Origin of the sequence: Marilutibacter maris (genome assembly GCF_006546735.2) — a bacterium.
GTDB classification, from domain to species: domain Bacteria; phylum Pseudomonadota; class Gammaproteobacteria; order Xanthomonadales; family Xanthomonadaceae; genus Marilutibacter; species Marilutibacter maris.
Map to the genome: position 1 here is coordinate 25,118 of NZ_VICD02000028.1, position 9,998 is coordinate 35,115.

11 protein-coding genes are annotated in these 9,998 nt (G+C 70.4%); 5 read left to right on the forward strand and 6 right to left on the reverse strand.

All coding sequences use genetic code 11. The features are described from left to right. Window positions 1-18: 18 nt before the first annotated feature. Window positions 19-2,028: a bifunctional DedA family/phosphatase PAP2 family protein gene (locus tag FKV24_RS02560; RefSeq protein WP_141481089.1), complete on the reverse strand. Its 2,010-nt coding sequence runs from the start codon at window positions 2,026-2,028 to the stop codon at window positions 19-21. Window positions 2,029-2,149: 121 nt separating this feature from the next. On the opposite strand from FKV24_RS02560, the gene FKV24_RS02565 reads away from it, so the two are divergent. The 3 genes from FKV24_RS02565 (at window position 2,150) to FKV24_RS02575 (ending at window position 4,168) form a co-directional block, all read left to right on the forward strand. Continuing rightward, window positions 2,150-2,815, forward strand: coding sequence for a protein kinase family protein (locus FKV24_RS02565; protein WP_141481090.1), 666 nt, complete (start codon window positions 2,150-2,152; stop codon window positions 2,813-2,815). Window positions 2,816-2,889: 74 nt separating this feature from the next. Next, window positions 2,890-3,702: an SDR family oxidoreductase gene (locus FKV24_RS02570; protein WP_141481091.1), complete on the forward strand. Its 813-nt coding sequence runs from the start codon at window positions 2,890-2,892 to the stop codon at window positions 3,700-3,702. Window positions 3,703-3,748: 46 nt separating this feature from the next. Continuing rightward, window positions 3,749-4,168, forward strand: coding sequence for a VOC family protein (locus FKV24_RS02575; protein WP_141481092.1), 420 nt, complete (start codon window positions 3,749-3,751; stop codon window positions 4,166-4,168). Window positions 4,169-4,394: 226 nt separating this feature from the next. Here the strand turns inward: FKV24_RS02575 and FKV24_RS02580 are convergent, their stop codons facing one another. Beyond that, a complete protein-coding gene (locus tag FKV24_RS02580; RefSeq protein ID WP_111268173.1) occupies window positions 4,395-5,267 on the reverse strand; it encodes an ion transporter in 873 nt (290 codons plus the stop codon). Between the two features lie 122 nt (window positions 5,268-5,389). Between FKV24_RS02580 and FKV24_RS02585 the strand changes: the two genes are divergently transcribed. Then, window positions 5,390-6,616 carry an acetylornithine/succinylornithine family transaminase gene (locus FKV24_RS02585; RefSeq protein WP_111267457.1) on the forward strand — a complete coding sequence of 409 codons (1,227 nt, stop codon included), beginning with the start codon at window positions 5,390-5,392 and terminating at the stop codon, window positions 6,614-6,616. A 308-nt stretch (window positions 6,617-6,924) separates the two neighbouring features. On the opposite strand, the gene hemL is transcribed toward FKV24_RS02585, so the two are convergent. Both hemL and thiE read right to left on the reverse strand, forming a co-directional pair. Further along, window positions 6,925-8,223: a glutamate-1-semialdehyde 2,1-aminomutase gene (gene hemL / locus FKV24_RS02590; protein ID WP_141481093.1), complete on the reverse strand. Its 1,299-nt coding sequence runs from the start codon at window positions 8,221-8,223 to the stop codon at window positions 6,925-6,927. Between the two features lie 35 nt (window positions 8,224-8,258). After that, complete coding sequence (thiE, locus tag FKV24_RS02595) at window positions 8,259-8,888, reverse strand: thiamine phosphate synthase (RefSeq protein WP_141481094.1); 630 nt, start codon at window positions 8,886-8,888, stop codon at window positions 8,259-8,261. A gap of 66 nt (window positions 8,889-8,954) precedes the next feature. Between thiE and FKV24_RS02600 the strand changes: the two genes are divergently transcribed. Next, on the forward strand, window positions 8,955-9,146 hold the full coding sequence (locus tag FKV24_RS02600; protein WP_111267454.1) for a rubredoxin: 192 nt from the start codon (window positions 8,955-8,957) through the stop codon (window positions 9,144-9,146). A 28-nt stretch (window positions 9,147-9,174) separates the two neighbouring features. On the opposite strand, the gene FKV24_RS02605 is transcribed toward FKV24_RS02600, so the two are convergent. Together FKV24_RS02605 and FKV24_RS19465 are read right to left on the reverse strand one after the other, a co-directional pair. Continuing rightward, complete coding sequence (locus FKV24_RS02605; RefSeq protein ID WP_111267453.1) at window positions 9,175-9,609, reverse strand: DUF192 domain-containing protein; 435 nt, start codon at window positions 9,607-9,609, stop codon at window positions 9,175-9,177. A 119-nt stretch (window positions 9,610-9,728) separates the two neighbouring features. Next, on the reverse strand, window positions 9,729-9,998 hold a 270-nt coding region (locus tag FKV24_RS19465; RefSeq protein ID WP_211371757.1), incomplete at its 5' end, for a hypothetical protein.

Sequence of the window (9,998 nt, forward strand, 5' to 3'; positions counted from 1 at the left end):
GGGAGCCACCGGCGCGGACTACCGCGTCGTGGAGCGGGTGCGCAGCCGCAGCACCGGCTGCCCGGTGTCCGGATGCGGCTGCTCGATCGGCGCGAAGTCCGACAGTGCATCGCGTACCCGGTCGAAGGCCTCGCCGTCGTCCGGCTCCGGTCGCCACAGCGCGGCGGCGTCGAGCGGACGCGCCAGGTGCAGCCGCTGGGTCGAGCCCAGCCACAGCGGGCTGCCGTCGTCGAGCGCGACCGGCGCCGGCCACAGCCGCAACGCGTACAGGCGTTCGCCACCGTCCGCGCCCGGCGGCGCATCGTGCAGCATCAGCAGCGTCTCCGCGCGCGCGTCCAGGGTCGCCGCCAGCACCGGCTGGCGGATGGCGGGGATGTCGTCGTCGAGCAGGCCGATCGTCGCGGTCCAGTCCGCCTGCGGCTGCACCCGCCAGCCCTCGGCCTCCAGCGCCGCCTGCAGCGGCGCCAGCGGTCCGGCCACCTGCATGTCGAGCAACCAGCGCCGGCGCGCGTCGCTCTCGTCGCGACGACCGGGAAGCTCGCCCCAGCCGTCGTTCCACCAGCGCTCGGCCTCGACGATCCGCAGCGGTGCGGCGGCCTCGAACTTGGCCAGCAGGCCGTCCGCCGCCCGCGGTGCGTGCCACAGCGCGGCGGCGAGGAAGCTGCCGTAGAACATCCACGCCAACGGTCGCATCCAGAACGAGCGGGCGACGTGGCTGCGGTAGGCCAGGCCGAGCGCGAGCAGCCACAGGATCCCGAACAGGCTGCCGCCGATCAGGTCGCTGAGCCAGTGCGCGCCCAGGTACAGGCGGGCGAAGCCGATCAGGGCGGTGGCGATGCCGGCGACCAGGTACGGCCAGACCCGCTTGCGCCCGGGCAGCTCGCGCGCGATCAGCACCGCGAAGAAGCCGAACACGACCGTGGTCATGGTCACCGCCACCGAAGGAAAACCGAATCCGGCCGGCGCGGTCGGCGGGCGCGGCATGTCGATCGCGGTTTCCAGCAGCGCGGTCAGCACCAGTCCGAACACGATCGCCGCGATCCAGTGCGCGGCGGCCATCCAGCGCCGCCGCCACAGCAGGTAGACCAGGGTGACCGCCGACGCGGTACCCAGCACCGCGGTATCGCCGAGGCTGGCCAGTCCCGCCATCAGGCGGTCGGCGAGCGGATTGCGCAGGCTCCACATCAACGCATGGATGGCCTGGTCCACCGCCAGCGGTCCGCCGCTGGCGAGCAGGGTCGCCAGCAGGGTGAACCAGGCCCAGCTGATCGCCAGCAGGCACACCGCCAGCATCACCAGCGACGGCGATTCGGGGCGGTTGGGGTCGACCAGGGCCGCCGCGTAGCGCCCCAGGCGCGGGTGCTTGCGGGTCCAGGACAGGCCGCGGGCGAGCAGGTTGTCGGCATGGGCCGCGAACCAGCGCCAGGTGTACAGCACCGCCGCCCAGACCAGCGCCAGCACCGCCAGCAGGGTGCCCAGCACGATCGCCAGGCGGTCGGCGACCGCGGCCACCGCCTCGTAGGAGGCGCCCAGTATCCAGCCGGGGGCGAGGAACAGGCCCGCCCAGCCGATCGAGGCGAGCAGGCTCGGCACCAGGTAGCGCGGGAGCGGCATCCGCAGCATGCCCGCGATCGCCGGCACGAACGGCCGCACCGCGCCGACGAAACGCGCGATCACGATGCTCATCGCGCCGCGCCGCCGGAACATCAGCTCGCCCCGGTCCAGCCATTGCGGATAGCGCGAGAACGGCCAGGTCTGCCGCAGCTGCGGGCCCCAGACCCGGCCGACCCAGTAGCTCACCGCGTCGCCGAGGAAGGCGCCGGCGGCCGCGGCGGCCAACGCATAGGGGCCGTTGATGTGGCCCAGTCCGACCAGCGCGCCGACCGCGAACAGCAGCGGCAGCGCCGGTACGAAGATGCCGAGAATGACCAGCGCGTCGCAGAAGGCGATCAGGAAGATCAACGCGCCCGCCGCGATGGGGTGTGCCGCGATCCAGGCGGTCGCGCTTTCGATCCAGGCCGAGTCCATCGACAGATTATGAGGGACGCGCCATGCATTGGCGTAGGTCATTGGTGCGGATGTGGCCGCATTCGCGTTCCGGCGGCACCCGGCAATCCCCGCGAGCGCCCGAGGGGCTTAGACTCTGGGCATGTCCTCCGACGCGATCCCCTCCGAAGTTTCCGCGCTGAAGGCCGACAGTTTCGGCCGCATCGCCCTGATGCGCGACGCGCATGGGCTGTTCGTCCGCCGCGATCTGGCCCATGTGCCGCTGTGGCTGCGGCTGCCGGCCTGGTGGCTGGCCCGGCGCGAGGCCCGCGGCCTGCAGGCGGTGGTCGGGCTGGAGGCGGTGCCGCAGCTGTTGCGCTGGGACGGGCGCCGGCTCGACCGCAGCTACATGGACGGCGCGGCGATGTACCAGCGCCCGCCACGCGGCGACCTGGCCTACTTCCGCCAGGCGCGGCGGCGGTTGCAGTCCCTGCACCGGCGTGGCGTCGCCCACAACGACCTGGCCAAGGAGGCCAACTGGCTGGTGCTGGCCGACGGCAGTCCCGGCATCATCGACTTCCAGCTGGCGGTGCGCGGCAATCCGCGTTCGCGCTGGATGCGCCTGCTCGCGCGCGAAGATCTGCGCCACCTGCTCAAGCACAAGCGCACCTACTGTCCCGACGCGCTGACCCCGGTCGAGCGGCGCGTGCTCAAGCGCCACTCCTGGGTCCGCGAAGCCTGGTTCGCGACCGGCAAGCCGGTTTACCGCTTCGTGACCCGGCGCCTGCTCAAATGGGAGGACAACGAAGGGCAGGGGCCCAAGCCGTGAGCCGGCGCCCCGTTCGCCGTGGTCCGCCGTTCACCCGCCGCTCCATCTCCATTCCCCATCGATAGACGACCGCCATGTCCCTTTCCGGCAAGACCCTGTTCATCACCGGCGCCTCGCGCGGCATCGGTCGCGCGATCGCCCTGCGCGCCGCCCGCGACGGTGCCAACGTCGCGATCGTCGCCAAATCGGGCGTCCCCAACCCCAAGCTGCCCGGCACCATCCACAGCGTGGCCGCCGAGGTCGAAGCCGCCGGCGGCCGCGCGCTGCCGATCCAGTGCGACATCCGCGAGGAGGACCAGGTCCGCGCCGCGGTGGCGGCGACCGTCGACGCCTTCGGCGGTGTCGACATCCTGGTCAACAACGCCAGCGCGATCTGGCTGCGCGGCGCGCTGGACACGCCGATGAAGCGCTACGACCTGATGCAGGAGGTCAACGCGCGCGGCACCTTCCTGTGCACCCAGGCCTGTCTGCCTCATCTGCGCGAGGCCGCCAATCCGCACGTGCTGACGCTGTCGCCACCGCCCAGCCTCGACCCGAAGTGGTGGGGCCCGCACGTGGCCTACACCTACGCCAAGATGGGCATGAGCCTGCTGACCATCGGCCTGGCCGCCGAGTTCGGTCCCCAGGGCATCGCGATCAATGCGCTGTGGCCGCGCACGGTGATCGCCACCGACGCGATCCGGATGATCCCGGGGGTCGAGGCCGAGGCCTGCCGACGCCCGGAGATCATGGGCGATGCCGCGCACGCGGTATTGTCGCGCCCGGCGGCAGGCTTCTTCGGCCAGTTCCTGATCGACGACGAGGTGCTGGGCGAGGCCGGTGTGACCGACTTCGACGCCTACGCGGTCGCGCCGGGGCGGCCGCTGCTGCCCGACCTGTTCCTGTGACGCCGGTCGCCGCCGCAACCGTTCCCCCACGACATCGGACGACACGATGAAATATCTGCACGCGATGGTCCGCGTCCGCGACCTCGACGCCTCCCTGAAATTCTTCCGCGACGGCCTGGGCCTGCGTGAGACCCGGCGCAAGGACGTGCCGCAGGGCCGCTTCACCCTGGTCTACCTCGGCGCCCCGGAGAACCCCGAGAGCGAGGTCGAGCTGACCTGGAACTACGACGACGAGGACTACGGCAGCGCCCGCAATTTCGGCCACCTCGCCTTCGCGGTCGACGACATCTACGCGCTGTGCGCCCACCTGCAGGGCATGGGCGTCACCATCAACCGCCCGCCCCGCGACGGCCACATGGCGTTCGTGCGCTCGCCCGACGGCATCTCGATCGAACTGCTGCAGAAGGGCGAACCGCTGGCGCCGGCCGAGCCGTGGGCGTCGATGGCCAACACCGGGAGTTGGTGAGGCGCGCGGCGCTGGAACAGGGCACTGCCCGGCGCGGCGCGCCGGGCGTTCGCCAAGGCCGCGCGGCAGTGCCGCGATAAGGCATTGCCCGGCCCGGCGTCGCACGCCGGGCGTTCGATCGGGCGCGAACCGGTGGTTCGCAAGCCGCCCTCTCTCACCCCGGCCCGGCGCAGCGCGCCGGGCGTTCGCCGAAGGCGCGAACCAGTGGTTCGCAGGCGCCTTCGGCTCACCCCATGGCCGCGGGGAGGGGGTGGCCGCAGTGGCGACAGTGCAGGGCGTCGGGGTCGTGGCCTTCCAGTCCGCATTCGGGGCAGCCGCGCGCATCGTGATGGCCGGCCGCACCGGAGGCTTCGCGCAGGCTGCTGGCCAGCTCGGCGGTGTAGATGCCGGTCGGTACCGCGATCACGCTGTAGCCGATCAGGATCAGGATCGAGGCAAAGAACCGGCCCAGTACCGTTTCCGGCGAGATGTCGCCGTAGCCGACCGTCGCCATCGTCACGATCGCCCAGTACATGCCGGTCGGAATGCTGGTGAAGCCGTGCTGCGGGCCCTCGATCAGGTACATCAGCGCGCCGAAGATCACCACCACGGTCATGATCGCGCACAGGAACACGAAGATCTTGCGGCGGCTGCGCCACAGCGCCTTGATCAGGATGCCGCCCTCCTCGACGTACTGGGTCAGCTTGAGGATGCGGAACAGCCGCAAAATGCGCAGGATCCGCACCACCAGCAGGCTCTGGCTGCCCGGCAGCAGCAGCGACAGGTAGGTCGGCAGGATCGACAGCAGGTCGATCAGGCCCCACACGCTCAGCGCGTAGCGCAACGGCCGCCGCACCACCATCAGGCGCAGCGCGTACTCGGCGGTGAACAGCAGGGTGAACGCCCACTCGACCACGTACAGCGATTCGGAGAAGCGCTGGTGGATGTGCGGGACGCTGTCGAACATGATCACCAGCACGCTGGTGAAAATCGCGAATACCAGGATCAGGTCGAAGTTCCGCGACGGCGGGGTGTCGTGGCGGTAGATGATGTCGAACCACGTCCGTCGCCAGCCGGTCTCGGTGGCGGGGTTCAGTTGCGGGGCGAATAACAGGCGCATCGGTCTCCTCCGGTCGTCCCGATTGTGACGCATCTTGCCGTGCCGCATCCCGTGACCGGCCTCGCGCCGCATCCGCCCGTGGATCGGCGAGAATGCGCATTCCCTCCTTTGGCATCACGCCCATGTCCGCTCCCAACGACGTCCTTTGCGCCCTCGCCGACGACTACTACGTGCCGGTCTACCGCCCGCGCAGGATCGTCCTGGAGCGCGGCCGGGGCTCGCGCATCTTCGATATCGGAGGCCGCGAGTACGTCGACTTCGGCGGCGGCATCGCGGTCAATGCGCTCGGCCATGCCCATCCGGCCCTGGTCGAGGCGCTGACCGCCCAGGCGCAGCGGTTGTGGCACACCAGCAACGTGTTCGTCAGCGAGCCGCCGTTGCGCCTGGCGCAGGAGCTGGTCGAGGCCAGCGGCTTCGCCCGCCGGGTGTTCCTGTGCAATTCCGGCGCCGAGGCCAACGAGGCGGCGATCAAGCTGGCGCGGCGCTGGGCGACCGCGCAGGGCCGTGAGCCGGAGCGGCGGGTGATCCTGAGCTTCCGCGGCAGCTTCCATGGCCGCACCCTGGCGACCGTCACCGCGACCGCGCAACCGAAGTACCAGGAGGGTTTCGAGCCGCTGCCCGGCGGTTTCCGTTACAGCGATTTCAACGACCTCGATGCGGCCGAGGCGGCGATGGCGGCCGGCGATGTCTGCGCGGTGCTGGTCGAGCCGGTGCAGGGCGAGGGCGGGGTGATGCCGGCCACGGAGGACTTCCTGCAGGGGCTGCGCGCGCTGTGCGATCGCCACGGCGCGCTGCTGATGCTCGACGAGATCCAGTGCGGCATGGGGCGCACCGGGCGCCTGTTCGCCTGCGAGGGCTACGCGGTGGTGCCGGATGTGGTCACCCTGGCCAAGGCGCTGGGCGGCGGCATGCCGATCGGAGCGATGCTGGCCGGTCCGAAGGCCAGCGAAACCCTGCAGTTCGGCGCCCACGGCACCACCTTCGGCGGCAACCCGATGGCCGCGGCGGTCGCCCGCGTGGTCCTGCGCGAACTGTCCTCGGCGGCGCTGCGGGCCAACGTGGAGCGGCAGGCGGCGGCGATCCGCGCTGCGCTGGCGCGGGTCGACGCGGAGTTCGGGCTGTTCGCGGAGGTGCGCGGTCGTGGGCTGATGATCGGTGCCCAGCTGCGGCCGCGGCATGCCGGCAAGGCGGCCGAGATCCTCGACCGCTGCGTCGACCATGGCCTGCTGATGCTGCAGGCGGGTCCGGACGTGCTGCGTTTCGTGCCGGCGCTGAACATCGACGATGTCGACGTCGCCGACGGCATGGCGCGCTTGCAGGCCGCGTTGCGCGATTTCGTCGCCGGCTGATCCGGCAACCGCTTTCCCGCACTCGTACCGGTAGGAGCGGCGTACGCCGCGATGAAGCTGTCCCATGAAGGCCCGATCGCGGCCTACCCCGCTCCTACCGGCGTCCCGCCAACCGCCCCCAACGAAAAGGCCGCGCGATGCGCGGCCTCTCCGTGTCTCGATGCAGGCGGTCAAGGCCTGCGGGTGGGGGCCTCTTCGTCGCGACCGCCCATCGCTATCTCAAGCATCGGCGGCGCAGGTTGCGAGAGCGCCTCTGCAGGAGCGGCGTACGCCGCGACATGGCGGCGGCTCGCCTCGTATGTCCTGCCTCAGCGCCCCGCCTGGGCGACCTCGGCGAACGCCGAGCGCGCGGCCAGTATGGTGTGCGCGATCTCGGTATCGCCGTGCGCGTCGGACATGAAGCCGGCCTCGAACGCCGACGGCGCCAGGTAGACGCCGCGCTCGAGCATCGCGTGGAAGAAGCGCTTGAAGCGCGCGCCGTCCGAAGCCTTGGCGTCCTCGAAGGTCTCGACCGGGCCCTCGCGGAAATACAGCCCGAACATGCCCGGTGCACGGGTGGTGTGGAAGGCGACGCCGGCCTCGCGCGCGGCCGCTTCCAGTCCGTCGCACAGCTGGTGGGTGCGGCGCTCCAGCGCATCGTGGAAGCCCGGCGCCTGGATCAGTTCCAGGGTCGCCAGTCCCGCCGCCATCGCGACCGGATTGCCGCTGAGCGTGCCGGCCTGGTAGATCGGGCCGCTCGGCGCGACCTGCGACATCAGCTCGCGGCGCCCGCCGTAGGCGCCGACCGGCATGCCGCCGCCGATGATCTTGCCGAAGGTGCTCAGGTCCGGAGTGACGCCGTAACGCTGCTGCGCGCCGCCCAGCGCGACCCGGAACCCGGTCATCACCTCGTCGAATATCAGCACCACGCCGTGCTTGGTGCACAGCTCGCGCAGGTGCTGCAGATAGCCCTCGCGCGGCAGGATGCAGTTGGCGTTGCCGACGATCGGTTCGATGATCAGGCCGGCGATCTGGTCGCCGACCTCCTCGAACAGCCGGGTCGCGGCGTCGAAGTCGTTGTACGGAATCGTCATGGTCAGGTCGGCCAGCGCATCCGGCACGCCCGGCGAATTCGGCAGCCCCAGGGTCATCACCCCGCTGCCGGCCTTGACCAGGAAGCTGTCGCCGTGGCCGTGGTAGCAGCCCTCGAACTTGACGATGCGGCTGCGCCCGGTCGCGCCGCGGGCGACGCGGATCGCCGACAGCGTCGCCTCGGTGCCGGAGTTGACCATGCGCACCATCTCGCAGCTGGGCACGATCCGGGTGATCACCTCGGCGATGTCGACCTCCAGCGCGTTGGGCACGCCGAAGCTCAGGCCGTTGCGCATCGTGCCCTCGACCGCCGCCAGCACCTCCGGGTGGGCATGGCCGGCAATCATCGGCCCCCACGAACCGACGTAGTCGATGTAACGGTTGCCGTCGACGTCGAACAGATAGGCGCCCTCGGCGCGCTTGGCGAAGAACGGTTCGCCGCCGACCGACTGGAACGCGCGTACCGGAGAGTTGACGCCGCCCGGAATCAGGCTCTGGGCGCGGGTGAACAGATCGTGGGAGCGTTCGTGGTTCATGGCGTGGGGATGTCTGTGGAAGTGAGGGGATGCGTTCAGTCGAAGCAGGCGCGGTAGGCGCGCACCGCGGCGGCCGGATCCGGCGCATCGAACACGCCGCTGATCACCGCGACCAGGTCGGCGCCGGCGGAGACTATCGGGCGAGCATTGTCCGGGGTGATGCCGCCGATCGCCACCCGCGGCACGCCCAGCCCGGCCGTCGCGGCCAGCAGCGCCGGAGCCGCCCGGCGCGCATTGGGCTTGGTCGGCGAGGGGAAGAATGCGCCGAACGCGATGTACGACGCGCCGGCGGCGACCGCGGCACGTGCGAGGCCGGCATCGTCGTAGCAGGACGCACCGATCAGGGCGTCGCGTCCCAGCGCCTCGCGGGCGCGGGCGATGTCGCCGTCGTCCTCGCCCAGATGGGCGCCGTCGGCGCCGATCCGCGCGGCCAGTTGCCAGTCGTCGTTGACGATCAACGGCACCCCATGCGCGCGGCAGGCCTGCAGCAATGCGCTGGCCTGGGCGTGCCGGAGCGCGGCGGACGCGGTCTTGTTCCGGTACTGCAGCCAGGCGATGCCGGCATCGAGCACCACCACGACGCGCCGCAACAACGGTTCGGTGTCGGCGCTGTCGGGTGTGATCGCGTAGACACCGCGGTGCGGTGCGGCGACGGATGGATTCATGGCTCGGCTTCCTCATCGCCGCATCCGTGTGACAATGCGGCCCTATCGGTCACTCATTATCCGCCCATGTCCGTTTCCGACGTCATCGCGCCGTACCGCACCTGGATGTGCGTTGTCTGTGGCTTCATCTACGACGAGGCTGAAGGTCTGCCGGAGGAAGGCATCGAGCCCGGCACGCGCTGGGAAGACGTGCCGGACACCTGGACCTGTCCCGACTGCGGCGTCACCAAGGACGACTTCGAGATGATGCAGGTCTGAACCGGCGCGGGCTGTCGCCTGGACCTGCTCAGTCGTCGCTGTTGGGCTCGATCGCGGGGCCGAACTGCATCGTCGCGCCATCCTCCAGCTGCAGTCGCGCGGCCTCGCCGGCGTTGAGTTCGAGCACGTAGCGCGCCGGGGCACTGCTGGGATAGGGCGGACAGCCATTGCCCAGCGAGCACGGCGGCACGTCGCGCTGCTGCGACACCAGACGGCGGGCGCTGTCGAAATAGAGGATGTCGAGCGGAATCCGCGTGTTCTTCATCCAGTACGACTGCATCTGCTCGTGGTCGTGGATGAACAGCATCCCGTGGCCGGCCTCCATCCGGTCGCGGAACATCAGTCCACGGGCGCGCTCGGCATCATCGTCGGCGATCTCGACCTGGTAGCGCGTGCCGCCGACTTCCACCCACCGGCCGCCCTCCGACGCGCATCCGGGCAGGGCCAGGCCGGCGGCCAGCATGGCGACCAGGAATACCGGGCCGGAAAACGAGGGGAAACGGCGATAAGCAGGGGCTCGCGGGGACATGCTGGGGATCCTGAATGCGCGGCGCCCGACCATCGGTTACCGCTGCGACGACGTCAAGATATGCCGTTGTGGCGACGATTGTCGTCGACCCCCTTCCCAAAGTCGGATTGGATGTGCACAATGCGCGCCCCGCCGAGGTGCAGGATTGATTGGCGGGGCGTGTTGGAGGCGGTTTTCAGCGGGTGGTTGACGGTCTGGAAAGTTGCTGTAAGATGCGCGGCCCGCTGGCGGGAAGCGAGAGCTGAACGGCGGAGGGGCGGCAGGAAAAAGGGCTTCGAAAGGTGTTGACGGCCCCGAAAACTGCTGTATGATGAGCGGCTCCC

What these genes read in the sequence shown, in the direction of transcription:
- FKV24_RS02560 (WP_141481089.1), bottom strand. Translation starts at nt 2,028, where the DNA reads ATGGACTCGGCCTGGATCGAAAGCGCGACCGCCTGGATCGCGGCACAC.
- FKV24_RS02565 (WP_141481090.1), top strand. Translation starts at nt 2,150, where the DNA reads ATGTCCTCCGACGCGATCCCCTCCGAAGTTTCCGCGCTGAAGGCCGAC.
- FKV24_RS02570 (WP_141481091.1), top strand. Translation starts at nt 2,890, where the DNA reads ATGTCCCTTTCCGGCAAGACCCTGTTCATCACCGGCGCCTCGCGCGGC.
- FKV24_RS02575 (WP_141481092.1), top strand. Translation starts at nt 3,749, where the DNA reads ATGAAATATCTGCACGCGATGGTCCGCGTCCGCGACCTCGACGCCTCC.
- FKV24_RS02580 (WP_111268173.1), bottom strand. Translation starts at nt 5,267, where the DNA reads ATGCGCCTGTTATTCGCCCCGCAACTGAACCCCGCCACCGAGACCGGC.
- FKV24_RS02585 (WP_111267457.1), top strand. Translation starts at nt 5,390, where the DNA reads ATGTCCGCTCCCAACGACGTCCTTTGCGCCCTCGCCGACGACTACTAC.
- hemL (WP_141481093.1), bottom strand. Translation starts at nt 8,223, where the DNA reads ATGAACCACGAACGCTCCCACGATCTGTTCACCCGCGCCCAGAGCCTG.
- thiE (WP_141481094.1), bottom strand. Translation starts at nt 8,888, where the DNA reads ATGAATCCATCCGTCGCCGCACCGCACCGCGGTGTCTACGCGATCACA.
- FKV24_RS02600 (WP_111267454.1), top strand. Translation starts at nt 8,955, where the DNA reads ATGTCCGTTTCCGACGTCATCGCGCCGTACCGCACCTGGATGTGCGTT.
- FKV24_RS02605 (WP_111267453.1), bottom strand. Translation starts at nt 9,609, where the DNA reads ATGCTGGCCGCCGGCCTGGCCCTGCCCGGATGCGCGTCGGAGGGCGGC.